This is a genomic window from Nonomuraea cypriaca, assembly GCF_015645445.1.
GTDB classification, from domain to species: Bacteria; Actinomycetota; Actinomycetes; order Streptosporangiales; family Streptosporangiaceae; genus Nonomuraea; species Nonomuraea cypriaca.
The window spans coordinates 1-25,025 of sequence record NZ_JADOGI010000159.1; the positions used below are offsets into that span (position 1 = coordinate 1).

The 25,025-nt window shown below is 70.8% G+C and carries 24 protein-coding genes; 9 read left to right on the forward strand and 15 right to left on the reverse strand.

Features of this window, described 5'->3' with window-relative positions:
* Positions 1–160 precede the first annotated feature (160 nt).
* The 5 genes from ITP53_RS37990 to ctaD are packed head-to-tail and all read right to left on the reverse strand — an operon-like array spanning position 161 to position 5,183.
* A complete protein-coding gene (locus tag ITP53_RS37990; RefSeq protein WP_195900304.1) occupies positions 161–547 on the reverse strand; it encodes a hypothetical protein in 387 nt (128 codons plus the stop codon).
* Positions 544–1,938: a hypothetical protein gene (locus ITP53_RS37995; protein WP_195900305.1), complete on the reverse strand. Its 1,395-nt coding sequence runs from the start codon at positions 1,936–1,938 to the stop codon at positions 544–546. Before ITP53_RS37995 ends, ITP53_RS37990 begins: the two co-directional genes overlap by 4 nt.
* Complete coding sequence (locus ITP53_RS38000) at positions 1,935–3,005, reverse strand: hypothetical protein (RefSeq protein WP_328817085.1); 1,071 nt, start codon at positions 3,003–3,005, stop codon at positions 1,935–1,937. The genes ITP53_RS37995 and ITP53_RS38000 overlap by 4 nt, the downstream gene beginning before the upstream one ends.
* 22 nt (positions 3,006–3,027) lie before the next feature.
* Complete coding sequence (locus ITP53_RS38005; RefSeq protein ID WP_195900306.1) at positions 3,028–3,423, reverse strand: DUF3040 domain-containing protein; 396 nt, start codon at positions 3,421–3,423, stop codon at positions 3,028–3,030.
* A gap of 59 nt (positions 3,424–3,482) precedes the next feature.
* The gene (ctaD, locus tag ITP53_RS38010; RefSeq protein ID WP_195900307.1) at positions 3,483–5,183 is read right to left on the reverse strand and encodes an aa3-type cytochrome oxidase subunit I; all 1,701 of its coding nucleotides are present in this window, start codon (positions 5,181–5,183) and stop codon (positions 3,483–3,485) included.
* Positions 5,184–5,456: 273 nt separating this feature from the next.
* Between ctaD and ITP53_RS38015 the strand changes: the two genes are divergently transcribed.
* The 5 genes from ITP53_RS38015 to ITP53_RS38035 all read left to right on the forward strand — a co-directional run bounded on the left by ITP53_RS38015 (position 5,457) and on the right by ITP53_RS38035 (position 8,602).
* Entirely contained in the window at positions 5,457–5,726 is a 270-nt protein-coding gene (locus ITP53_RS38015; RefSeq protein ID WP_195900308.1) for a hypothetical protein, read from the forward strand.
* Between the two features lie 51 nt (positions 5,727–5,777).
* Positions 5,778–6,029, forward strand: coding sequence for an alpha/beta fold hydrolase (locus ITP53_RS38020; RefSeq protein WP_195900309.1), 252 nt, complete (start codon positions 5,778–5,780; stop codon positions 6,027–6,029).
* A complete protein-coding gene (locus tag ITP53_RS38025) occupies positions 6,026–6,445 on the forward strand; it encodes a hypothetical protein (RefSeq protein ID WP_195900310.1) in 420 nt (139 codons plus the stop codon). Before ITP53_RS38020 ends, ITP53_RS38025 begins: the two co-directional genes overlap by 4 nt.
* Before the next feature lie 125 nt (positions 6,446–6,570).
* Positions 6,571–7,635 (forward strand): LacI family DNA-binding transcriptional regulator, encoded by a 1,065-nt coding sequence (locus ITP53_RS38030; protein ID WP_207757020.1) that lies wholly within the window; start codon positions 6,571–6,573, stop codon positions 7,633–7,635.
* 10 nt (positions 7,636–7,645) lie between these two features.
* Positions 7,646–8,602: a phosphotransferase gene (locus tag ITP53_RS38035; RefSeq protein ID WP_195900311.1), complete on the forward strand. Its 957-nt coding sequence runs from the start codon at positions 7,646–7,648 to the stop codon at positions 8,600–8,602.
* 73 nt (positions 8,603–8,675) lie between these two features.
* Here ITP53_RS38035 and ITP53_RS38040 read toward each other — a convergent pair whose 3' ends face one another.
* From ITP53_RS38040 to ITP53_RS38085, 10 genes are all read right to left on the reverse strand, one after another.
* Positions 8,676–9,398, reverse strand: a complete 723-nt coding sequence (locus tag ITP53_RS38040; RefSeq protein ID WP_195900312.1) for a GntR family transcriptional regulator — start codon at positions 9,396–9,398, stop codon at positions 8,676–8,678.
* A 41-nt stretch (positions 9,399–9,439) separates the two neighbouring features.
* The gene (locus ITP53_RS38045; RefSeq protein ID WP_195900313.1) at positions 9,440–10,639 is read right to left on the reverse strand and encodes a dipeptidase; all 1,200 of its coding nucleotides are present in this window, start codon (positions 10,637–10,639) and stop codon (positions 9,440–9,442) included.
* Positions 10,640–10,666: 27 nt separating this feature from the next.
* Positions 10,667–11,818 carry an ABC transporter ATP-binding protein gene (locus ITP53_RS38050; protein ID WP_236051598.1) on the reverse strand — a complete coding sequence of 384 codons (1,152 nt, stop codon included), beginning with the start codon at positions 11,816–11,818 and terminating at the stop codon, positions 10,667–10,669.
* 103 nt (positions 11,819–11,921) lie between these two features.
* Positions 11,922–12,911, reverse strand: coding sequence for an ABC transporter ATP-binding protein (locus ITP53_RS38055; RefSeq protein WP_195900314.1), 990 nt, complete (start codon positions 12,909–12,911; stop codon positions 11,922–11,924).
* A complete protein-coding gene (locus tag ITP53_RS38060; RefSeq protein WP_328817091.1) occupies positions 12,908–13,753 on the reverse strand; it encodes an alpha/beta fold hydrolase in 846 nt (281 codons plus the stop codon). Before ITP53_RS38060 ends, ITP53_RS38055 begins: the two co-directional genes overlap by 4 nt.
* Entirely contained in the window at positions 13,750–14,925 is a 1,176-nt protein-coding gene (locus tag ITP53_RS38065) for a M24 family metallopeptidase (RefSeq protein WP_195900315.1), read from the reverse strand. Before ITP53_RS38065 ends, ITP53_RS38060 begins: the two co-directional genes overlap by 4 nt.
* A 3-nt stretch (positions 14,926–14,928) precedes the next feature.
* A complete protein-coding gene (locus tag ITP53_RS38070) occupies positions 14,929–15,819 on the reverse strand; it encodes an ABC transporter permease (protein WP_195900316.1) in 891 nt (296 codons plus the stop codon).
* A complete protein-coding gene (locus tag ITP53_RS38075; RefSeq protein ID WP_195900317.1) occupies positions 15,816–16,769 on the reverse strand; it encodes an ABC transporter permease in 954 nt (317 codons plus the stop codon). Before ITP53_RS38075 ends, ITP53_RS38070 begins: the two co-directional genes overlap by 4 nt.
* A 5-nt stretch (positions 16,770–16,774) precedes the next feature.
* The gene (locus ITP53_RS38080) at positions 16,775–18,400 is read right to left on the reverse strand and encodes an ABC transporter substrate-binding protein (RefSeq protein ID WP_328817094.1); all 1,626 of its coding nucleotides are present in this window, start codon (positions 18,398–18,400) and stop codon (positions 16,775–16,777) included.
* Positions 18,397–19,599 carry a dipeptidase gene (locus tag ITP53_RS38085; protein WP_195900318.1) on the reverse strand — a complete coding sequence of 401 codons (1,203 nt, stop codon included), beginning with the start codon at positions 19,597–19,599 and terminating at the stop codon, positions 18,397–18,399. The genes ITP53_RS38080 and ITP53_RS38085 overlap by 4 nt, the downstream gene beginning before the upstream one ends.
* 272 nt (positions 19,600–19,871) lie before the next feature.
* On the opposite strand from ITP53_RS38085, the gene ITP53_RS38090 reads away from it, so the two are divergent.
* The 4 genes from ITP53_RS38090 to ITP53_RS38105 all read left to right on the forward strand — a co-directional run bounded on the left by ITP53_RS38090 (position 19,872) and on the right by ITP53_RS38105 (position 24,892).
* Positions 19,872–20,906, forward strand: coding sequence for an endo-1,4-beta-xylanase (locus tag ITP53_RS38090; protein ID WP_195900319.1), 1,035 nt, complete (start codon positions 19,872–19,874; stop codon positions 20,904–20,906).
* Between the two features lie 148 nt (positions 20,907–21,054).
* Complete coding sequence (locus ITP53_RS38095; RefSeq protein WP_328817097.1) at positions 21,055–22,179, forward strand: DUF418 domain-containing protein; 1,125 nt, start codon at positions 21,055–21,057, stop codon at positions 22,177–22,179.
* Positions 22,180–22,245: 66 nt separating this feature from the next.
* A complete protein-coding gene (locus tag ITP53_RS38100; RefSeq protein WP_195900320.1) occupies positions 22,246–23,646 on the forward strand; it encodes a M6 family metalloprotease domain-containing protein in 1,401 nt (466 codons plus the stop codon).
* Between the two features lie 121 nt (positions 23,647–23,767).
* On the forward strand, positions 23,768–24,892 hold the full coding sequence (locus ITP53_RS38105) for an endonuclease/exonuclease/phosphatase family protein (RefSeq protein ID WP_195900321.1): 1,125 nt from the start codon (positions 23,768–23,770) through the stop codon (positions 24,890–24,892).
* Positions 24,893–25,025 lie beyond the last annotated feature (133 nt).

The following is a 25,025-nucleotide window of genomic DNA, read 5'->3' on the forward strand; positions in this document are numbered from 1 at the left end:
GGGCTCGTTCCACACGGAGCGAAGAGGGCCGCGCACGCCCTCATGGTACGAGACCCGGCCCCTCTTGACGACGAACCCGACCACCCACTCCCCAGAACCTCTCCACGCGCCGATCAGCCCCTGCCCACAAGCACCATCAGCGCCTGACCACCGGCACTGCTCACGCCGTGATCAGGGCCTTGACGACGAGGACCTCCTCGCCGGCGGGCCCGTCCAGGCGGATCGAGACCTCCCAGGCCCCGGCCATGGGGAACAGCTCGCCCTCGGCCAGGAACCGGCCGGGCGCCGGCTCGCGGGCGGCGATCTCGGGCGTGGCATGCCCCATCTCGGGCATCACCGCCGACACCGCCACCGCGTCCGCGTCGCCGGAGTCCAGCCGGACCTCCACCGCGCCGCCTTCCGTGGTCGGCTCGTCGATCAGGACGGTGACGGCGTACCGGGTGCCGACGCTGCTCACCTCGACGGGCTGGGCCGCCATGCTCCGGCCCACGACGAAGAGCACCACCGCCACCGCCACGATGGCGACGGCGATCACGGAGCGCCTCATCGGAGACTCTCCGGCGCGGTGACGTCGACGGTGAAGGGCACGGTCACGATGCGGTCGTTCAGCGCGTACTGTGCCCAGGCGAGATACCGCCCCGCCTCGGGGAAGCTGAAGGTGAAGCGCAGTCGCGGCCCGGCCGATCCCATCTCGTGCACGTGGCCGAGGAAATCGCCGTCCTGGCTGCGCACGATCAGGTGACCGGCCATACCCAGCCAGGGACGTACGGCGCCCGCGGGGCCGAGCTCGATCGTCGCCGGACGACCCGCGACAGGAACAGCGGGCCGCAGCACGGGCGTGCCGGGCTCACGGGCGGGCCCGGACGCTTCCGTAGCCGTGCCCGGCTCACCGGACGCCTCAGCCGACGGCCCCGGCTCACCGGACGCTTCAGCCGACGGGCCCGGCTCACCGGACGCTTCCGCGGACGGCCCCGGCTCACCGGACGGTGAGGGGGTCGCCGGGTCGCCGCCGACGTCGAAGCCGCCCGTGAGGAGCTGGCCGCCGGAGTCCTCCCGTTCCAGCTCGGTGTGCGCCAGGTACCGGCCCGGCTGGTCGGCGCGCATCCGTACCTCCAGCCGCCCAGGACCGGTGCGGATCGGATGGACGTGCCGGAAATATCGCCCGTCCTCGCTGGTGACGACCAGATGGGCGAGCGCCTCGTGATGCATGATGAGGTCGTCCACGGGCCGCCCGGTGGACCCGTCGACGAGATCGACGCGCAAAGTGAACTCCTCCCCCGCCGCCGGACGCGCCGGAACAGTCTCCATCCGTCCCTGCGCGAACGGGCGCCCGCCCGCCGGCGTCGCCGCGACGGGCGCGGCGCCGTCGGGCGGTCCCGGGGGCATCGCCGGCTCGAAGACGACGACCATGGCGGCGACCGTCAGACCGGCCGCGGTGCCGCCGGCCAGCAGCATCGCCGTGCCCCGCCGGGACAGCGCCCCGGTGAGCAGGCCGCCGACCATCAGCAGCCCGGCCACGAACAGGCCGCCGTAGATCAGGAAGTCACCCGCCGAGCCACGGTCCACGAGGACGCGGAACGGCACCACGGCGACCTCGTTCCCCGCTCGCAGCGTGAGCTCGTGCGGGCCGGTCCGCTGGACCTGGAACTGCGTGTACCGCGGATCCCGCGCCGCGCGTACGGAGCCGGAAACGGTACGGCCGTCCGCGACCGAGCGGACCTGCACGCCGATCGGCAGTTCGGTGACCGGCTGGAAGGCGATGACGCCGACGCGCAACGGCCCAGGCACCCGCGTCGTCCCCTTGATCACCACCGTGATCTCGGCGCCCGCGATCGTCTGGGCGAACCGCAGATCCGCACCGGCCGTGACGTTGTGCGCCGCCGCGGGGGTGGCGCACAGCAGGACCAGCGCGGCGACCAGGCAGAGAACCCGGATCATGCCCGTTCGACGTCGACGGCGTTGGGCAGGAACAGCACCCCCAGGGCCAGGCCGACCAGCCCGGCCACGATCGGCGCGCCGGTCCACAGTTCGGGCACGGTGGGCAGGCCGCCGCCCGTCGCCGAGGCGACCCCCATGTACAGCGACCAGGTGACGAAGGCCGACAGCCCGGCGAACGCCCAGTACGCGCCCCGCCGCGCGCCGGACGGGCGCAGCCACAGGATCAGCAGGTCGCTCGCGAGCCCCGCGACCACGAACGTCAGCAGGATCGACAGGTTCCCGAACGCCGTCTGCGCGCCGGGCATAAGGATCATGATCGCGTACATGACGGTCACGGCGCCGAACGGCAGGCGCCAGCGGCGGGCCAGCAGGAGCACGGGGGCGAGCAGCACGACGTTGGAGATGACCATGGCGGTGGCCAGCCGGTCGGCGCCCGGGCCCTCGTTCTGGAGAGAGAACGCGTCGACGACGCGCTGGGCGCCGTACTGCATGGCGTCGCCGTACGACAGGAAGAGCGACACCAGCGTGGCCGCGAACGCGAGCCCGGCCAGCGCGGGGAACAGGCGGCCGAGCGACGGTCGCGCACCCACGTCGGGGGCGTTCCATGCGGAGCGCAGCGGTGTGGTGATGATGAGCAGCATGGTCACGATCAGCCCGAGGTGCGATGGGCTGAACAGGATGTCGATGCTCGTCTCGATGCCGAGCACGGTGTGCCAGATCATGTCGACGAGTCCGAACGCGGCGAACGCGGGCACCGCGATGAGCCCGGCCAGATAGCCCGAGGGCACCGCCGCCAGCCCCTGCCGACCGGTCCTGACATTTCGCCACACCTGGAAGATGATCCAGCCGGAGACCGCGGCGAATCCCGAGTAGAACGCGGCGTGCCAGGGGGTGAAGAACGTCTCCAGCTCTGACTGGTTGGTGTGCGCCCAGGCATCGATCATCAGCCCGATGCCGAACCAGACTCCCAGTAGCGCCGTGATGAGGTCGGTACGCAGTGAGACCCACCTTCGTGGCTCCCCCGAGTCCGCCATTAATCGCCGTATGCCGGCGTCAGCCAATGCCACGTCAAGGCTCCCTTCCGATTGACTACGAATCCTTCCAGACCCGCGGTGTTCCGGAAAGCGAACGAGCGGCTGTCAATGCGGCGCACGGACGGCCGCGCCGCGCTCTGCCCGGGATGGACAGCGGGCCCGCCGGGGTGTGGTGCAGCACCGTGCCGGGCGGGTGCACCGGCGTGACGGGCGGTGTGCGTTCAGGACCGGCAACGAGGACGATGAGGACGGACAGCGCCGTCAGCACGACCACCACGACGGTGATCCACACGATCTCGCGCCTGGACACCTCGCAGGCGAAGCGCTGCGGCCCCATCCGTGGTCGCGCGGCGCTGAGCGCGTCCATGCGGGCGGCGAAGGCGCGGTCTCTCCGCCGGAGATCCTGCTCGATCTCGGCCAGCATCCGGCGCTCCCGGTCGGACAGGCTCATGGCTCACGACCGGATCGGTGTCCCGGCGGACGCGAGCGGGCGGCGGCCGCGCGCGGCTGTCATGCCTCTCTCCCGTCCTTCTGGGCTTCGCCGAGCTCCCGCCAGCCGTACGCGGCGTGGGGGTAGTGCAGGTCGAAGGCCGGGCGTTCGGAACGGATCGGCGGCATGGAGGTGAAGTTGTGCCGGGGCGGCGGGCAGGAGGTCGCCCACTCCAGCGAGTTGGAGAAGCCCCACGGGTCGTCCACGGTGACGCGCGGGGCGTGGCGGGCGGTGCGCCAGATGTTGTAGAGGAACGGCAGCGTGGACAACCCGAGCAGCAGCGCGCCGACCGAGGAGATCTGGTGCAGGTCGGTGAAGCCGTCCATGGCGCTGTAGTCGGCGTAGCGCCTCGGCATGCCGAGCTGGCCGAGCCAGTGGTGCACGAGGAACGTGGTGTGGAAGCCGATGAACAGCGTCCAGAAATGCCACTTGCCGAGCCGGTCGTCGAGCATCCTGCCGGTCATCTTCGGCCACCAGAAGTAGAACCCGGCGAACATCGCGAACACCACCGTGCCGAACACGACGTAGTGGAAGTGGGCCACGACGAAGTACGTGTCGCTGATGTGGAAGTCCAGCGGCGGCGAGCCCAATATGACGCCCGTCAGCCCACCCAGGAGGAACGTGATGAGGAAGCCGACCGCGAACAGCATCGGCGAAGGAAAGACCAGGTGGCCACGCCACATGGTGCCGACCCAGTTGAAGAACTTCACGCCGGTCGGCACCGCGATGAGGAACGTCATGAACGAGAAGAACGGCAACAGCACCAGCCCGGTCGCGAACATGTGGTGCGCCCACACCGTCATGGACAACCCGGCGATGGAGATGGTGGCCCCGACGAGTCCGATGTAGCCGAAGATCGGCTTGCGGCTGAAGACCGGGATCACCTCGGTGATGATCCCGAAGAACGGCAGCGCGATGATGTAGACCTCGGGGTGGCCGAAGAACCAGAACAGGTGCTGCCACAACAGCGGCCCGCCGTTGCCGGGGTCGTAGACCTGGGTGCCCAGCTTGCGGTCGGACTCCAGCACGAGCAGCGCGGCCGCCAGCACCGGAAACGCCATCAGTACGAGCATGGTGGTCAGCAGGACGTTCCAGGTGAAGATCGGCATCCGGAACATGGTCATACCGGGGGCTCGCATGCAGATGATCGTGGCGAAGAAGTTCACCGAGCCGAGGATCGTGCCGAGCCCGGACAACACCAGACCCATGATCCACAGATCCCCGCCGGTCTGCGGTGAGAAGGTCGCGTCGGACAGCGGTGTGTAGGCGAACCAGCCGAAGTCGGCCGCACCGCCGCTGGTGAAGAACCCGGAGACCACCATCAGGCCGCCGAACAGGAACAACCAGAAGCTGACCGCGTTCAGCCGGGGAAAGGCCACGTCGGGCGCGCCGATCTGGAGCGGCATGATCACGTTGGCGAACCCCGCGAACAACGGGGTCGCGAACAGCAGCAACATCATCGCGCCGTGAATGGTGAAGAGCTGGTTGTACTGCTGCCGGCTCACCAGTTGCATGCCGGGCTCGACCAGCTCAGCCCGGATGATCAGGGCCATGATCCCGGCGAGGCTGAAGAACGCGAACGACGCGATCAGGTACATGTAGCCGATCACCTTGTGATCGGTGGACGACAGCCAGGCCGCGATGACCGCACCCGTGCCACGGGCCTGTGCGGGTGCCAGCGGCGAGGCCACCGGCTCGTCGCCGGGCTTGAAAGTGGTCACATCGCTCTCCGTCGTCCTTGCCGGGGCTCACCGACTCCGCCCTGACGATGCGACGCACCATCAGCGACCTGGGGCAACCGGCCTCCGCGCTCCTACCCGGGGCCCCTGGCCGGAATCGCCGGGTTACCGTGACCAGCCGATTTCCTTGCGACCGGATGGTGATCGGTTTCGCCCGCCGCGCGCCGGGCACGTCACTGGTTCGGCGACGAAGATCCGTGGGCATAACGCGCAGGGGCGGGCACACCAGATCATGAACACCTGAAGGGAGACCATATGGAACAGCCAGGCCGAGACGACCGCGGCGGCCCACGTCATCTCTCCTGCACTCCCCTTCCGGCGGTTCAGCTCTACGAGATCACCGTCCTGGACCCGGCGAGCGAGAGCGGGCCTGGCCACTGGCACACGATCGGCTGGGGGGTGGACCGGATGGACGCCGACAGCATCGCAGAGACGTACGTGAGCCGCGCGACGAACCCGTACGACGCCGTACAAGTCCGGCAGAACGGGCTCCTGGTCAGCGAGCACCGCCGCCCCGCGGGATAACCCCCGGGGTTCGGCCGATCATCGTCCGGGTAGGGGAGCCGCCTGCGCCGGGTGCTGTCGAGCTTCGGCACCTCGATGCGCGACCGGGTGGAGGACAAGCTCCCGTACGTCGACGTGCCCGCGCTGGTGGTCCGCGGCGGCAAGGACGGGATGGTCGGCCAGGCCTGGGCCGAACAGGTCACGAGACTGCTGCCGCGCGGCCGGCTGACGGTCATGGACGGGCTGCCGCACATGGTGCCCTACCGCGATCCCCGGGGCCTGGCCAGGGAGGTCACCGCGTTCCTGAGGGAGGCGGCGCCGTGAGGCCGGGCAAGGCGGTGGCGTCGTTCGACTCGGCGAGCGGCATGCTGCGGGCGCTCTCCCGTTTCCTGCACGACCGGGACGTGCCCCTCATCGGTCAGGGTCCCGCGGCGCTCGAGGGCGTCGTGGCGAGCGTGCTCGGCGCCGCGAACAGGTTGCCGCGGGGGCTGCAGGAGAGGGCGTACGCGCTGGGCGGGTGGGCGGAGGCCGTACCGCTGCGGCGGGCCGGTGAGATCCGCTCCGACGCGCCGGCGCGGTGGGTGACCGGCTCGGGGCGCAGGCCGAGCAGGCGCCGCCAGTTCTGCGCCACCTCCAGCGCCCACGACCAGTACGCCAGCTCGAACGCCGGGTTCGCGGCGCTCGCCCGCACCCCCGCGTACGACTCCTGCGCCGGCACCAGCGGCGGCCCCAGACCGTAACCGCCCGGCCCCTTGACCGCGAAGGCGGCCATGAACGCGGCCGTGTCCATGACGACGTCCGCGTACCGCTCCAGGGTCCGGCGGTCGCCGGTCGCACGGCGTACCAGCTCGGCGAGGAAGATCGGGTGAGCACCGGAGAGGATGATCAGGACCAGGAAGCGCAGGCGTCCCCAGCCCGCCAGGCGGGCAGACGGGGGCCGCGGCCTGCGGGTTCCGCGACCATCAGCCGGGTCGCCGAGGCGGCCGGCGTCTCCCGGGCGACCGTGTCACGGGTGATGAACGGCTCCCCCACCGTCAACCCCGAGCTGGCCGCCCGCGTACGGGCCGCGGCCGAGGCGCTCGACTACGAGCCCAGCGTGGCCGCCCGCAGCCTCGCGCTCGGCCGTACGGGCACCGTCTCGCTCGTCGTCCCCGATCTGGCCAATCCGCTGTTCCAGGGGGTGCTGCGCGGGCTCAGCCAGGCCGCGGGCAAGGCGGGGCGCCGGTTGCTGGTCGCCGAGTCCAACGAGGACCCGGAGGAGGAGACGGTGCTCGCCCTGGAGGCGCGGCGCAACTCCGACGGGCTCGTCCTGGCCTCGCCGCGCGCGCCGGACGCGCGGCTGTGCGAGCTGGCCGCCAGGCTGGCGCCGTTCGTGCTGGTCTACCGGGAGATCCCGGGCTTCGGCGCGCCGTCGTTGTCGGTCGACAACGCCGCCGGCATCGACGACGTCGTGGCCCACCTGACCGGTCTCGGCCACCGCCACCTGGCCTATCTTGCCGGTCCGCCGGGCAGCGCGGCCAACTGCGAGCGGCTCGCCGCGCTGCGCGCCGCCACCGGGATCAGGCTCACGGAGCTGCCGTGCGGCTCGATGTTCGACGAGGGTCACGCCGCGGCCCGCGCGGTGGTGGAGTGCGGCGCGAGCGCGGTCGTGGGGTTCAACGACATGGTCGCCTCCGGCGCGCTGACCGGGCTGCACGAGCGGGGCGTCCAGGTGCCCGGCGACGTGTCCGTCACCGGGTTCGACGACATCCCCTTCGCCCGCTACACCACGCCGCCGCTGACCACGGTGTCGATTCCGAAGAGTGAGCTGGGCGCGCAGGCGTGGGAGCGGCTGTGGGCGCTGATGAACGGCGAGAGCGGCGGCTACAACGCCCGCTTCCGCCCCCGGCTGCTCGTCCGCGACAGCACCGGGCCCGTACGGTCGTATTAGGGTGGGCCGGATGCGGCTGGAGGAAGTACAGGGACTGGCCACCGTGCTGGGCGGCCGGGTGACGGCGACACGCACCCTGGCCGGCGGTTTCTCGCACGAGACGTGCCTGCTCACCCTCACCGACGGCCAGGTCGTCGCCCGGCTGGGCGGGCCTGATCCGCGCATCGAGGCCGCCGTCATGGCCGCGGCCCGCCGTCACGTCCCGGTTCCCAGGGTGCTGCACGTCCTGCCGGCCGGCTCGGCGGACGGTGTGACGCGGCCGGCCATGGTGCTGGAACACGTGCAGGGGACGCCGCTGAGCGACGTTCTGAGCCGGGGCAGGTTCGGCGCGGCCGACCTGCGTGACCTGGGCGCGGAGGTGGGGCGGGTGGTCGCGGCCGTCGGCACGGCGACGTTCGGGCGGCCGGGCTTCTTCGCCGACGAGCACCTCGCCGTCCACCCGCAGGCTCCCTGGTCGAAGCAGCTCGCCGAGTTCGCCGTGAGCTGCATGGCCGCCGCCTCCGCCCAGGAGCGGCTGGACCCGGCCACGCGCGCGGCGTGGGCGGACCTGTGCGCCGCCCACGCGCCGGCGCTCGCCGTCGTCGACGGGCACAGCCGCCTCGTGCACGCCGACACCAACCCCAAGAACATCCTGGTCACCCGCACGGGCCGGGGCTGGCGCGTCGACGCCCTGCTGGACTGGGAGTTCGGTTACGCCGGCTGCCCGTACGGCGACGCCGCCAACATGGCCCGCTTCGGCGCCGACTACCCCGCCGGTTTCCTGGCCGGTTTCCTTACGGCGTTCGCCGAGCACCAGCCGACCGGCCTGCCGCTCGCCGAGGACTGGGCCTACCTGGGGCGCGTCCTGGACATGTTCGCCCTCAGCGACCTGGTCACGCGTACCGGCGCGCATCCCATCGCCGACCAGGCGGCCGAGCAGATCCGCCGGTGGGTCGCGGAAGGCGTCCCCCGGCACATCCCCGGCTGACCCGGCCGCCACCCGGCCGTCCTCCGGCCCTCACCCGGCCGGCCTTCCTGCAGGGTGACGGCCGGGTAATGGGTCAGCGGATGATGCGGATGCGGACGATGTCGGTGCGGTGCAGCGTCACGCCGTACGAGATCGGCTCCTCGCCCCGCCCGTAGACGGTCTGCAGCGACCGCACCAGCGGGTAGCCTGCCGGGACGCGCAGCGCGTCCGCCCCGTGGTCCGCGGCGAGCACGGCCTCGAGGTCGGTGACCGCGTGGACCGCCGGGTGGCGGGCGATCCGGCCCAGGAACGTGAACAGGTCCGTCTCGATGTCCAGCATGGGGTGCGGATCGATCGCGTCGTCGCCGATCTTCAGCGGCAGGTAGTCCTTGAGATAGGCGGCGGCGACGCCGTCGACGCTGAAGATCCGGGTCACCAGCCACACCGGCTCGCGCGGCGGCAGGCCGAGCGCGGCGGCGACCGGCGGCGGGGACGGCACGCTCTCGCAGGAGGAGGAGAGCATGTCGACCGTGTGGCCCGCCATCTGGATGCGGTCGCGGTAGGCGACGATCTTCGACATGCTCAGCTGGGCCATGTCCGGCTTGTCGGCCACGAAGGTGCCGACACCCCAGCGGCGGATGATCGCACCCTCGATGGCCAGGGCGCCGAGCGCCTCCCTGACCGTCCCCCTGCTCACGTCGAGGAGCTCCGCCAGGTCCTGCTCGGCGGGCAGCCGGTCGCCCGCCGTGAACTTCTCGTCGAGCAACGCCCGCAATCCCTGCAGCGCGGCCTGCACCGCGGTGTCACGCCGCGCCATGGCGGGCTCCTCTCGTGGCGTCGCCGCCGAGGACGGCGGGTCTACCAGACATTCTCGAGCACGCGGAGGGTGTTACCGCCGATGACCTTGGCGATCTCGTCGTCGCTGTAGTCGTGCTTGACGAGCCAGCCGACGATGTTCGTGAAGTTCTCGGCCGGGTTCTCCAGCCCGTCGACGTACGGCACGCGGGGGTGCTCGGGGGCGGGGTCGCGGTCGTGACCGTAGTTGCCCGCGTAGGTTTTGTGCACTCCCACATGATCACCGAACATCGTGTCGGGTCCGAACGTGACGTGGTCGATGCCGACGAGGTCGACGCAGTAGGTGAAGTGGTCCATCACCGACTCCAGCGAATGCTCCCGGTGCGCCTCCGACAACGTCGTGTGCGGAGCCGCCTCCAAACCGATCACCCCACCCCGCTCCGCACACGCCCGGATCACCTCATCCGGCTTCATCCGATTCGTCGGCCACACCGCCCGCGCCCCCGCATGCGTGATGAACACCGGCACCCGCGAATGCTCGATCACCTCCAGACACGTCCGATCCCCCGAATGCGACACATCGATCGCCATCCCCAACCTGTTCATCCGCTCCACCGCACGACGCCCGAAATGCGTCAACCCCGCATCCGACCGCTCCGCCAACCCCGAACCCAGCTGATTCGCCTGCGAATACGCGATCCCGATCTGCCGCACCCCGAACCCGTACAGGATGTCCAGCCGATCCAGCTCGTTCTCGATCATGGTCGAGGATTCGAGGCCGGCCACGAGCGCCACGCGGCCCTCGCGCTTGGCGGCCCTGATGCCGGCCACGGTCGTCGCGTGGACGACGAAGTCCTGCTTGGCGAGGTCGGCGAGGCGGAAGCCGAGCGCGTAGATCATGTCGTCCCACTTCCAGCCGTGCTCGCTGGTGACGCACGACGCCCCGGCCATGAAGTTGTCGAACACGGCCGTCAGGCCCGAGCGGGCCAGGCCCGCGTAGGCCGTGCGCTGGCGGCCTGTGCGGTTGTACGCGCGGATCTCGCCGGTGTCCGCCGGCAGCACCACCGCGTGCTCGTGCAGCGAGATCGCGATGTGCTCGGCCAGGATCCGGCCGGCCCGCTCCCGCTGCCCGGCGGACAGGCCGCCGTCGTAGGCGGGCACCCGGCTGAGCTGATCGGCCAGCTTGAAGTCGGCGTAGTCGACGCCAGGCTCAAGGTAGCCGTAGGCCTGGTAACCGCGGTAGGAGGCGGACTCTGGCTGCATAAGGGTGATTCCTCCGAAGGTTGGGTGCTAGGCGCCGAGGCGCGCCAGCGGACGGTGATCGGGAAAATGACAGGCGGCCTCGGTCGCCGCCGGTGACGTGACCGCGGACTCGGCCTCGCCCTCGGGTGGCGGCTCGGCGCGCAGGGCGGGCCCGGTCTGGAGTGGCGGTTCGGCGCGCAGGGCGGGCTCGGTCTGGAGTGGCGGTTCGGCGCGCAGGGCGGGCTCGGTCACCGCGCACACGTCCTGGGCCTTCGGGCAGCGGGTGCGGAAGCGGCACCCCGACGGCGGGTCCACCGGGCTCGGCGGGTCGCCGGCGAGCAGGGTGCGGGTGCGCTCGTCCCGGCCCCGCGGCTCGGGGATCGGCACCGCTTCGAGCAGGGCCCGTGTGTACGGGTGCCGCGGCCGGTCGTACACCTCGGACCTGGCGCCCAGCTCCACGATCTTGCCGAGGTACATCACCGCCACCCGGTCGGAGATGTGCCTGACCACGGACAGGTCGTGGGCGATGAACACGTACGACAGGCCGAGCTCGCGCTGCAGCCGCCGCAGCAGGTTGACCACCTGCGCCTGCACGGAGACGTCCAGGGCGGAGACAGGCTCGTCGCAGACGACGACCTCGGGTTCGAGCGCGAGCGCCCGCGCGATCCCGATGCGCTGGCGCTGCCCGCCGGAGAACTGGAACGGGTGCCGGTCGAGGTGATCGGGATCGAGCCCGACGAGCTCGACCAGCTCCTTGATCCGGCCGAGCCTCCGGTCGCGCGGCAGCACGTCGCGGTGGATCTCGAACGGCTGCATGAGCAGCTCCCGCACGGTTTTCCTGGGGTTCAGCGACGTGTACGGGTCCTGCAGCACGATCTGCACCCGCCGCCGCAGCGCCCTCAGCTCGCGCCCGGACGCCGCGTGGACGTCGGTGCCCCGGTAGCGCACGCTGCCCGACGTCGGCGTGTCGAGCCCGACGATCGTGCGGGCCAGCGTCGACTTGCCGCAGCCCGACTCGCCGACGACGCCGAGCGTCTCACCGCGCCCCAGCGCGAACGACACGCCGTCCACGGCCTGTACGGCGCCGCGCCGCCGCCTGAGCAGGCCGCCCTTGACCGGGAAGTGTCTGACCAGGGACTCCACCTCCAGCACCACCTCCCGCCCTGCCGCCTCAGCCTCCGGCGTCGCAGGGCCTGCCATCACGGGCCCCATCACGGGGCCCGCCGTCACAGGGCCCGCCGTCACAGGGCCCGCCGTCACAGGGCCCGCCGTCACAGGCCCCGCGAGCTCAGGCTCCGACCTCTCAGGCGCTGGCATCGAACACCTCCTGACGCAGGTGGCACGCGCTGGCGCGGCCCGGGGCGACCGGTACGAGCACGGGCCGGTCGGACCGGCACCTTTCGATCGCCGTGTCGCAGCGCGGGTGGAAGGCGCAGCCGCCGGGCGCGTGCACGGGGCTGGGCGGCGCGCCGGGGATCGCCCACAGTTCGTCGTCCTCACGGTCCGGCCGCGGCATCGAGCGCAGCAGCCCGCGCGTGTACGGGTGGGCCGGCCGCTCGAAGAGTTCCTCGGCGGTGCCACGCTCGACGATCCGGCCCGCGTACATCACCACGACGTCGTCGGCGACCTCCGCGACGACGCCGAGATCGTGGGTGATGAGCACGAGCCCCATCCCGTTCTCGTGCTGCAACTCCTTCAGCAGTTGCATGATCTGCGCCTGCACGGTGACGTCCAGGGCGGTGGTGGGTTCGTCGGCGATGAGCACGCGGGGGTCGAGCGCGACCGCCAGCGCGATCATGATGCGCTGGCGCATGCCGCCGGAGAACTGGTGCGGGTAGTCGTCCACGCGGCTCGCGGCGGCGGGGATGCGTACCCGCTCCATCAGTTCGACGGCCTTGGCGCGGGCGGCGGAGCTGGACAGCTTGCGCCGGACCCGCAGCAGCTCGCCGAGCTGGTGGCCGACCGTGTAGACGGGGTTGAGCGCGGACAGCGCGTCCTGGAACACCATGGCGACGCCCTCGCCGTTGACCCGCATGCGGGTCCGCTCGTCCGCGGTCACCAGGTCGGTGCCGTCGTAGACGATGCTGCCCGAGGTGATGCGGGCGGGCGGCATGTCGAGCAGGCCCATGATCGTCTGGGCGGTGACGGACTTGCCGGAGCCGGACTCGCCGAGGACGGCGAGTGTACGGCCGGCGTGGACCTCCAGGCCGACCCCGCGCACCGCGCGCACGGTACCCTCCCTGGTGGCGAACTCCACGCTCAGGTCCTCGACCCGCAGCACCGGTGCCGTCATGAGACACCCGCCCTGGCGAGGAAGTCCCTGACCACCCGCTGGAACCTCTCGGGCTCCTCCAACTGCGGCGAGTGGCCCGACTTCTCGAAGATCACCAGCTCGCTGCCGGGGATCAGGTCCGCGATCACCCGCGAAGCCGGCACCGGGGTGCGCCAGTCGTGCCTGCCCACGGTGACGAGGGTGGGGCAGGAGATCTCGGGCAGCCGGGGCGTGAGGTCGTAGGCCGGCATGTTGACGCCGAACGCCGCGTTGTGGGTCCGGTAGTGGTAGGACGTCTCAGCGGCCTTCCGCTCGGCCGCCTCGGGGTCGTAGGCGTGGTCGTAGAGCGGCAGGATGGCCCGCCAGTACTCCTTGAACTGCTCGTCGCCGGTGAAGTTCCCGGTGCCGATGCGCTCGATGACCCATTCGGGGATGGTCACCCGGTCGGTGGTCCTGGCCCGCTCCACTGCGAGGTGGTCGTAGTCGGTGTTGGCGGCCGTGTCGCGCAGCACGAGCGCGGCGACGTTCTCCGGATGGGCGAGGGTGTACTCCATCGCGATGAAGCCCCCGTACGAGCCGCCCGCCATGACGATCCGGCCGAGGTCGAAGTGCCGGCGGAGGGCCTCGACGTCGGCGACCCACTGGGCGTGGGTGAACGGCTCGTCGTCGCCTGACTCGCCCGACCCGCGCGCGTCGAAGACGACGACGCGCATCGTGTCGGCGAAGGGCCCGAACGACCGGCGCGGCTCCGCGCGGCCGCCCAGTCCGGGCGCGCCGTGGTGCACGATCACCGCGGGCGCGCCCTCAGGGCCCATGACCTCGACGACCAGGCGGGTGCCGTTGATCTCCAGTGTGGTCTTCACGGCGCGATCACGTTCTCCTCGAGTCCACGTGGGTAGCCGGTCAGCCGTTCCTGACCGGACTCGGTGACCAGCACGGTGTCGGAAACGCGGTAGCCGCCGTGGCCGGGCACGTACACGCCGGGCTCGCTGGACAGCACCATCCCGGCCCGCAGCACGGTGGCGTCGCCGTCCTCCACCCAGGGGGGCTCGTGGTTCTGCACGCCGATGCCGTGCCCCTGGCGATGCCTGATGTACTCGCCGAGCCCGTGCCCCCTGATCACGTCGAGACACTCGCGGTTCACCTCAGCGCAGGTGCGGCCGGCGCGCAGGCCCGCCGTGCCCACCTCCTGGGCCTCGGCCGCGGCGGCGAAGTAACGGCGCTGGCCGGCGCTGGGCTCGCCGATCACGAACGTGCGCTCGCTCTCGACGAACCGGCTGCCGACCGCGGCGCCCAGGGACAGGATGACGGTGTCGCCGTCCCGCAGCCGGCGACGGCTGGGCAGTCCGTGCGGGTGCGCGGAGTTCGGTCCCGCGTACACCAGGGCGCCGGCCAGCTTGGTGGTGTAGATGACGTGGTCGTAGCGCTGGTACATCGCGTCGGTGCCGTACCCGATGACGTGCCTGGCGAGGTCGCCCTCACTGGGCAGCGGGCCGCCGGAGCGCAGCGCGTCCTCGATGAGGGAACGGCCCGCCGCGAGCATCTCGTCGCAGATCCCGGCCGCCTGGCGGTGCCAGGCGAGCTCCTCGGGATGCTTGGTGAGCCGCAGCCGCGCCACCACCCCGCTGGTCACGAGCTCCGCGCCGGACAGCGCACTGGTCAGCGCCGCGTGCGCGGCGAGCGTGAGCCCGCCGGACACGCCGATCCTGGCGGGCGGCCGGCCCCTGCTCGCGACCTCCCGCGCGAGCACCCGCTCGGCCGGTACGACACCGGGAAACTCGGCGTACGTGGCGATGTCCGCCTCGATGCGCTGCAGCCTGGCGTACTCGTCGTCGAGCTGCGGCACCAGGCACAGCGGCCGCCCCTCACGGGGGAACCACAGGTAGACCGGCCGCTCGGTGACGGCGTAGTAGAAGCCGGCGAGGTAGGCCACGTCGCTGGGCGCGGTGGCCAGGAAGCCGTCCAGGCCCTCCTCGTCGAGCGCCTGCCTGAGCGCGGCGTGGACATCTGCGTAGTAGACGGATGAGAGGCGCATCGGTCACCGGTCCTTCAGCCGAGGGTCGCGGGAGTCGTTGAAGCGCACCCCGGCGACGGTCGCCGCGAGCACGAGCAGCAGGATGGCCAGGGAGGGGAACAGCGTCTGCCACCAGGCGGTGGCGAGCACGCCGCTGCGCTGGGCGTTGAGCATGATCCGGCCCCACGACCACGAGTCGGGATCGCCGAGGCCGAGGAAGCTCAGCCCCGCCTCGGAGATCACCGCCCTGGCCGCGGTGAGCAGCACGCTCACGACGACCAGCGGCACCACGGCGGGCAGCACCTCTCCGGTGACGATCCGCCAGCCGCCGGCGCCGAGCGCGCGGGCTCCGTCGATGTACGGCATCGCCACCACGACCATGCCGTTGGACCGGATGAGCCGGGCCACCTCGGGCCACGAGAACAGCCCGATCACCAGCGTGAGCGTCGGGACGCTCGGGCCGGCCATCGCGGTGACCATGATCATGAGCGGTAGCAGCGGAAGCGACAGCATGAGGTCGGTCACGGTGGTGACCCAGGCGTCGGCGCGTCTGGCGTACGCGCCGAGCAGGCCGAGGGCCGTGCCGATGAGGATCGCGATGCCCGAGGCCGCCGCGCCGACCGTCAGGCTGACCCGGGTGCCCCACACCACCTGGGCGAACACGTCCTGGCCGAGGTCGTCGGTGCCGAACCAGTGCGCCGGCGACGGCGCCTGGAGCACCTCGGCGCCGAGCCCACCAGGCCGGTCCACGAACAGCGGCCCGACCAGCCCCGTCGCCACGAACACCAGCAGCACCGCTATCGACAACGCCCCGGTGGGCCTGGACACGAACCTGCGCAGACCGCCCGTCGCGGACGGCGGCGTGCCGGGCCGCGACCCGGACTGAGCGGTCGTCTCGGGGATCGGCGCGGTCATGCGCGGATCCTCGGGTTGAGCAGCATGCTGACCACGTCGGTGATCAGGTTCGCGACGACCACGGTGATCGCGAGCATGATGAACGCTCCCTGTAGCAGCGGGTAGTCGAGCTGGCCGACGGCCTCGAAGATCAGTCGGCCGACGCCCGGGTAGGCGAAGACGGTCTCGGTGAGCACCGCGCCGCCGACCAGGGTGCCGACCTGGAGGCCCATGAGCGTCAGCGCCGGGAGGATGGCGTTGCGCAGCGCGTGCTTCCACAACGTCCGCCGCGACGACAGGCCGCGGCCCCTGGCGCTCTTGATGTAGTCCTCGCCGAGCACCTCGAGCATGTTGGTGCGCAGCGTGAGCGCGTACGGCCCGAGCTGCACGATCACGAGGCTGACCAGCGGCAGGGCGAGATGGTGGAACAGGCTCAGGTACGCGGCCAGGCCGCGCGTGTCGGGATCGATCGCGCCGCCGATCGGGAACCAGCCGAGCCACGAGCCGGCGACCACGAGCAGCAGGATCGCGATGCTCGGCACGAACAGCGCGTGCCCGGTGATGCCGAACATCTGCACGACGCGGTCCACCCGCCTGCCGTGGTGCGCGGCGGCGTACACGCCGAGCGGGATGCCGAGCAGGACCGTCAGCACGAACGCCGACCCGGCCAGCGTCAGCGTCCACGGCAGCCGCGCCACGATGATGTCGCCGACCGGCTGGAGCTGCCGGAACGACGTGCCGAGGTTGCCCTGGACCAGCTCGGTCAGATACAGCCAGTACTGCGTGAGCATCGGCTTGTCGAGCCCGTACTGCTCGCGCAGCGCCTGCTGCATCTCGGGGGTCATGTCCCCCTCGACGACCAGGAGGGTGGGGTCACCCGGCAGCAGCCGCAGCAGGAAGAACGTCACCGTGACGGCGATCCAGATCGTGAGGACCGCGCGCAGCGCCCTCCTGACGGTGAACTCGACCATGGGATCTACCCGTCGGCCGGCTTGACCTGCGACAGCGAGAACCCGGTCACCATGCCGAGGAGGTCGCTGGGCGAGGGCTGGAAGCCGGTGAACTTGCTCGCGTCGTAGGCGAAGCGGATCTTCTCGACGTAGAGCGGGGTCAGCAGCGCCTGGTCGTGGACGTAGGCGTCGATCTCCTTCACCTTCGTCACGAGCTGGGCCCGGTCCCCGGTGCCGGCGGCGTCGTTGATCAGCTCGTCGAGCTTGTCGTCCTTGACGAGGTTGTAGTTGATGCCGCCCGGGTTGCTCGACAGGTACGTGCTGCGCAACTGGTCCATCGGGTTGTCGAAGACCGCCCACTGCGAGACGTCGATGTCGTAGTCGCCGCTCTTGGTCCGGCTGAGGAACGTGTTGCGTTCGACGCACGAGGCGGTGAGCTCGATCCCGGCCTCGGCCGCGTCCTCCCTGACCACCTGCGCCACCCTGGTCAGGTTCGGGTTGCTCTGGTCGCAGACCATCTCCAGCTTCAGGTCGTCGAGCTTGCCGTCGCCGTTCCCGTCGGAGTATCCGGCCTCTTCGAGCAGCTTGCGCGCGCCCGTGGGGTCGAACGGGTACGGCTTCAGCCCGGTGTTGTCGTACTCGGCGAAGGTCGGCGAGATCGGGCCCGTCATGGGCTGTGCCTCGCCCTGCAGCACCGTCTTGATGATCGACTGGGTGTCCACGACCATCGACAGGGCCTGGCGCACCTTCTGCTTGGCCAGGTGCTCGTTGCCGACGTTGTACGTGATGTGGGCGAAGCCCAGCGAGCCGACCTCCTGCAGCTTGATCTTGTCGTCGTTCTGGAAGGACGCGACGGCCGAGGCGGGCACCGGCGTGCCCATGAGGTCGATGTCGCCGTTGCGCAGCGCCAGCTGCATGGTGTTGACGTCGGGATAGACCCGGTACTCGACCGTCTCCACCTTCGCGCCGCCCTGGGGAGCGTAGGGGTACTTGTCGTTGCGCTTCATCACGTAGCGCTGGCCGGGCGTGGCGGTCTTCAGTATGTACGCGCCCGCGCCGACCCAGTTCGAGTCGTTGGCGAACTCGGAGACGTCGCCCGCCTGCTCGAAGACGTGCTTGGGCACGACCGGCATCCAGAAGCCGACGCCTTCGGCGAACGGCGTGTACACCCGGCTGAGGTCGAACTCCACGGTCGTGTCGTCCGGCGTCTCGATGCCGTCCACCCAGGTGAGCTTGGCGGCCACGTTGCCGAGCTGGTGCTTCATGATCATCTCGGCGGAGTACTTCACGTCGGCCGAGGTCACCGGCTTGCCGTCGCTCCACACGAAGTCGTCGCGGAGGGTGAAGACGGCTTTCTTGCCGCCGTCGCGGTACTCGTACTTCGTGGCCAGTTCGGGCACCTTCTGGGCGTTGCCGTCGATGCGCAGCAGGTGCGGATACATCGCGTTGAGTATCCAGTTGTCGGTCTTGCTCAGTGACTGCAACGGGTTGAAGTTCGCGACGTCGGTGGTGGTGCCGATGCGCAGCGTCGTGGCGGCGGCGCCGCTGGGCGCGCCCGGCTCGCCGTTGCCCTCGTTGAGGGCGCAGGCCGCCGGCATGGCCGCCGCCACGACCAGGGCGACCACCGCCGCAAAGCGCTTCCGCCTGTTCACCAGACCTCCCTGAGTACGCGCAGGACGTTCCCGCCGATGACTTTGGCGATCTCGTCGTCGCCGTAGCCGTGCTTGACGAGCCAGCCGACGATGTTCGTGAAGTTCTCCGCCGGGTTCTCCATGCCGGCGACGTACGGCACGCGCGGGTGCTCGACGTGGCCGTGCGCGCCGGCGATGGAGAGGTGGCCGGTGAAGGAGTCGTGCAGCCCGACGTGGTCGCCGAAGTTGGTGTCGGGTCCGAAGGCGACGTGGTCGATGCCGACGAGGTCGACGCAGTAGGTGAAGTGGTCCATCACCGACTCCAGCGAATGCTCCCGGTGCGCCTCCGACAACGTCGTGTGCGGAGCCGCCTCCAAACCGATCACCCCACCCCGCTCCGCACACGCCCGGATCACCTCATCCGGCTTCATCCGATTCGTCGGCCACACCGCCCGCGCCCCCGCATGCGTGATGAACACCGGCACCCGCGAATGCTCGATCACCTCCAGACACGTCCGATCCCCCGAATGCGACACATCGATCGCCATCCCCAACCTGTTCATCCGCTCCACCGCACGACGCCCGAAATGCGTCAACCCCGCATCCGACCGCTCCGCCAACCCCGAACCCAGCTGATTCGCCTGCGAATACGCGATCCCGATCTGCCGCACCCCGAACCCGTACAGGATGTCCAGCCGATCCAGCTCGTTCTCGATCATCGTGGCGGCCTCCAGGCCGGCCACCAGCGCGAGCCGGCCCGTCGCCTTGGCCTGCTCGATCTCGGCGACCGTGCGCGCCAGGACGACGAAGTCCTGCTTGGCGAGGTCGGCGAAGCGCAGTCCGAGGTCGAAGATGACGTCGTCCCACTTCCAGCCGTGCTCGCTGGTGACGCAGTTGGTGCCGTTCATGAAGTTGTCGAACAACGCGGTCATGCCGGAGCGCGCGAGGCCCTCGAAGCCGATCGCGTTGCGGCCGGTCCTGTTGTAGTCGCGGAGCTGGGTGACGTCCGCGGTGAGGATCTTGGGATGCTCGTGCAGCGAGATCGCCATGTGCTCGGTCAGGATCCTGGTGACTCGCTCGGCCTGCTCTGACGACAGAGCCAGGTCGTACGGCTCGACCCGGCCGAGCTCGGGGGCGAGCTCGAAGACCTTGAAGTCGGTGTGCGGCTCCAGGTAGCCGAATGACCGGTAGCCCTGGTAGCGGGGGCTTGGAGGCTGCATGGGGGAGCTCCGTCCCAAGAGGTTAGACCTTCAACGTCAGAGGTAGAATCTCGCACGACGGCAAGAGAGCCACAAGTCCCTTGGTGTTAAAGCTCCGTTTCTTGCCGCGCACCCTGTCCGATTTCACCGCGCCGCGCTTCGTGGTGTTGACGGGGCACCCCTGTGCCGCTTAGGTTTCCGGCGACCAGCGAAAGTTATCGTCCTATATCCGAAAATTTCGGTTATGGGATAGCGGGTCACCCCCCAGCAGCCCTCGGCATCGGAGGTCACCGGTGAAGCCATTGATCATCGCCCTGGCGCTCATCCTCGCCGCCCCGCTTCCCGCGTACGCCGGCCCGCGTACACCCCGAGACCTGCGGGATCTGGCGCACCAGCAGGGAATCAGAATCGGCACCGCCGTCGACGTCGCCGCCCTGCGCGGCGAGGCCGACTACCGGGATCGGCTGAACCGCGAGTTCAACCACGTCACCGCGGAGAACGCGATGAAGTGGGAGTCCGTGGAGCCGGAGCGCGGCGTGTACACCTGGGCCGACGCCGACGCCGTCGTGCACAACGCCCAGCGCAACCGCCAGCGGGTGCGCGGCCACACGCTCGTCTGGCACAACCAGCTCCCCGCCTGGCTGACCAGCGGCGTCGCCGACGGGACGATCGGCGCGGACGAGCTCAGGGAGATCCTGCGCGACCACATCACCACCCAGGTCCGCCGCTACAAGGGCAAGATCAGGGCGTGGGACGTGGTCAACGAGGTGGTGGAGGAGGACGGCTCGATGCGGCAGAGCATCTGGCTCACCCACCTCGGCCCCGGCTACATCGCCGACGCCTTCCGCTGGGCCCACCGCGCCGACCCGCACGCCAAGCTCTACGTCAACGACTTCAACCTCGAATGGAACGCCCCCAAGATCGAGACCACCCTCTCCCTGGTCAAGGACCTCCAGGCGCGCGGGGTGCCGATCGACGGCATCGGCTTCCAGGGCCACCTCGGAATCCAGTACGACTACCCCGGCGACTGGGCGAACGTCATGCGCCGCTTCGCCGACCTCGGCCTGGAGGTCGCCATCACCGAACTCGACGTGCGCATGGTGATGCCCGTGACCGAGGAGAAGCTGGCCACCCAGGCCGACTACTACCGCCGGGCGCTCACCGACTGCCTCAGCGTCGAGGCCTGCCAGGAGCTGACCGTCTGGGGCTTCACCGACCGCCACTCGTGGGTGCCCGGCTGGTTCGCCGGTGAGGGCTCCGCGTGCCTGCTCGACGAGAACCTGACGCCGAAGCCCGCCTACCGTGCCCTGCTGGGGGTGCGGGCGTAGCACTCCGGGCCACCGCCCCCGTGTCGCCCACCGGGCCGGGGCGGTGGCCACCCCCTACCAAAGATGCGAAGCCGTACATCGAGATGTGTACGGCTGTTTCGTCTCGGGGGACGAGTCCGGCGGCCGTTCCCGCGCTGAGGCTTGGAGAGTGACGAAACGAATCGACGCGCTGGACGTCCTACGGGGCTTGGCGATCATGGGCACGCTCGGCACGAACATCTGGATCTTCACCGACCCGGGCGGCCCGGCGCAGGCCATGGCGTTCGGCGGCGACGCCGGCGTGATCGAGACGTTCCTGCGCTTCCTGTCCAACGGCAAGTTCCTCGGGCTGCTGACCCTGCTGTTCGGCATCGGCCTCGAACTGCAGTACCGCAGCGCCGTACGCAAGGGCCTGACCTGGCCTGGCAGGTACGTGTGGCGCGCGGCGCTGCTGTTCGCCGAGGGCGCGCTGCACTACGTCCTGATCTTCGAGTACGACGTGCTGATGGGTTACGCGATCACCTCCGTGATCGTCGCGTACCTGATCGGCAGGAGCGACCGGACGGTCACGGCCTGGATGATCGCCTGGGGCACGCTGCACGTCATGTTGGTCGGCCTCTTCACGGTGAGCCTGATGACCTTCGGGAACGCCCCCGCCCCCGTCACCGGCCTCTACACCGAGGGCGCATGGACCGACCAGGTCGCCGCCCGCGTCAGGGAACTCGCTCTCTACCGTTCGGAACTGATCTTCATCATCCCCATGGGGATCGTGCTGTTCCTGCTCGGCGCCCGGCTGCTGCGCGCAGGCGTCTTCGAGGAGCGCGGCGCCGGGCTGCGCGGGAAGCTCGCCGTCGTCGGGCTCGGCGTCGCCGCCCCGCTCAACCTGGCCACCTCCTACGCCGGCCCCGGCTGGTTCGCCGTCGACCGCTACCTGCTGCCGCCGCTGGTCGCCCTGGGCCTGCTCGGGCTGGCCACCTCCATCGTGCTCGGCCTGCGCGGCGCGCCCGGCGTGGTGCGTACGACCATCACGAACGTCGGGCGCACGGCGCTGTCCAGCTACGTCCTGCAGAACCTCGTCGCCAGCGCGCTCTGCTACGGCTGGGGCCTGGGTCTGGCCGCCCGGCTCGACGGGCTGCGCCCCTGGTGGGTGCCGGCGGCCTGGGCCGGCGTCTGCCTGCTGTTCATGACGCTCGCCACGCTGTGGTTGCGCCGGTTCTCGCGTGGGCCGCTCGAGATGGCCTGGCAGTGGGCCTACCAGGCGCCGTGGCGGCGTGCGGACCTGGCGGTTGAGTAGGGCCCTACTCAGGTCAAGGACTCCCCTCCCGGTTTACCGTCACGGCACCGACTATGGGGGGACACCATGCACCTCGTTCCGCTGGCGCCGGACGCGCTGGCCAAGCTGGAAACCCGCTTCCACGACCTGAAGGCGGCCGGGCTCCTTCCCGAGCACCTGACGTTCGGGGACTATTTCGCGGTGTGGCGCTCCGAGCGGCGCGGTCCCGGCCCGGCGGGCCGGGACGACGGCGCCCTCACCCCGCACGCCGGCGGCGTGAACCTGATCGCCAGGCCGCCCAGGAAGCTCAAGGGCGTCATCAAGACCCTGGTGCTGCTCGCCGACTTCGAGGACCGGCCGCACGACCCGGCGCTCGACGCCGAGCACTTCGCGCGGCTGCTGTTCGGCACCCAGCCGGGCAGCATGCGCGACTTCTACCGGAAGGTCAGCGGCTTCACCGGCGACGGGCACGGCATCGACGTGCAGGGCGAGGTTTTCGGCTGGTTCCGGCTTCCCCAGACGCTGGCCTTCTACGCCGCCGGCAAGTCGGGCCTGGACGAGGAGGGCTTCCCGCGCAACGCCCAGGGCATGGCGCGCGACGCCGTGCTGGCCGCGCTGGAGGCGGGCGTGGTGTTCGACCCCTCGTACGACGTGCTCGACGAGGACCGGGTCACCGCGCTGTTCGTCGTCCACGCCGGGCCCGGCGCCGAGACCATCGACGACGCGTCCGGGCTGCGGTTCATCTGGAGCCTGAAGTGGACCGTCGGCGAGGAGCCGATCACCGTCGCACCCGGGCTGCGGGTGAGCACCTTCCTGACCGTGCCTGAAGACTGCACCGTCGGCGTCTGCGCCCACGAGTGGGGGCACCTGGCGGCGCGCTGGGCCGACTACTACGACACCGACCGGGCGCAGACCGGCGCCAAGTCGCACGGGCTTGGCGACTTCTGCCTGATGGCGGCGGGCTCGTGGGGGAACCGCGGCGTCACGCCCGTCTTCCCGACCAGCATGTTGCGGATGTTCCACGACTGGGTCCGGCCGCGTGTGGTCACCGAGACCACCCCGGGCATCAGGCTGCGGCCGGTGGCCGAGGGCGGCGACTTCGTACTCGTGCACAACGGCCGGACGATGAAGGACACGCAGTACGTCGTCGTCGAGTACCGCCGCCGGCGGGGTCAGGACGAGTTCCTGCCGGGCGAGGGCATCGCGGCGTACGTCGTGGACGAGGCCGTGCCGAACGTCGACGACGAGCGCCGCCTGGCGATCGAGCTGATGCAGGCCGACGGACTGCGCCAGCTCGCCAAGGTCGGCAGCACGGGGAACCGGGGCGACGCCCACGACCTGTACCCGGCGCTGGGCAACACGCGCATCGGCAGGGACACCACGCCCCCGCTGAACCTGCCCGGAGGCGGATGGACCGGCGTGACCATCGACGTCTCCGGCACGCCGGGCGACGACGAGATGACCATCGACGTCACCGTGAGCCCGTAGAACCCGCCGTCCGCCATGGGAACACCCGAGGGCCGGCCGTCTCCCCGGCCCTCGGGCACGCGTGTTGGGGGCGGGCGTTGTCTTCATGTGCGTTTAAGGATGGCCGTTTAGGTTGGCGGTCGTGCTGGTGCAAGAGAGTGTGGAGACCGTGCGGCGGGTGCCGTCCCGACGGCGGGTGTGGGGCGCGCGGGTCATCGTCGGGCTGGCCGGGGTGTTCGCGGTGGGGACGGCGGTGCGGGTCGGTGGGCTGGAGCGCGGCGTGTTCCTGGTGCCGATGGTCGCCTTCACCCCCTGCTTCGCGGTCGCCGCGGTGGTCGTGCTGGCGATCGCGGCCGTGGCGCGCAACCGGGTGGCGATAGCGATCATGCTGGTGGTGTGCTCCTGTCTCGCCTGGTGCGTGGCGCCCCGGGCGGTGAGCAGCGCCACCGCGGGGCAACCCTGGGGAATGTCCGCCGCCACCGGACAACCCGGAGAAACGTCCGCCGACGGACAGGCTTCGGAGACATCCGCCGACGGAGAGGCTTCGGGGGCGTCGGCCGCCGGGCGGGCTTCGGGGGCGGACGCCGATGGGCGGGTCTTGCGGGTGTTGACGGCCAACCTCAACGGCGGGCGGGGGGACGCGGCGGTCATCGTCGACTTGGTGCGCAGGCTGGATGTCGATGTGCTGAGCCTGCAGGAGGTGACGTGGTCGGCCCAGGAGCGGCTGACGGCGGCCGGGCTGGGGGCGCTGATGCCGTACCAGATCAGTGAGCCGGAGTTTCGCGGACCCGAGGGGAGCGGCGTCTACGCGCGCCATCCGCTGCGGGCGCGGACCGGGCTGTTCGAGCCGGTCGGGCATCACATGCCGGTGGCCGAGGTGGCGTTGCCCGGGGGTTCGGCCGTGGAGGTGGTGGTCGTGCATCCGGTCGCGCCCGTGCCCTCGACGGTGCCGGAGTGGGAGGCCGGGGTCGCCACGCTGCCGCCCGCGCCCGCCACGGGGCCGCCCCGGATCCTGGCGGGCGACTTCAACGCGACGCTCGACCACGCGGTCTTCCGAGGGCTGCTGTCCACCGGCTACACGGACGCGGCGGCGGCCACCGGGCAGGGGCTCGTGCCGACCTGGCCGAAGGGTCGCGGGCTGCCGCCGCTGGTGGCCATCGACCACGTGCTGACCGATGCCCGAGCGCGGGCGGCGGCCGTGCACGTGTACGACCTGCCGGGATCCGACCACCGCGCACTCTTCGCCGACCTGCGCGTGCAACCGTAGCCCCACGGTCGCACACTCGACTCCAACCTGCGCGTACGGCCGTAGCCCTGTCATCGGGCGCTCAACCGCGGAGCCTTACCCGCAGGCCGGCGGGAGGTCTTCGCCGGGCTGCGCTCGCAGGCGGGGGGTGGGT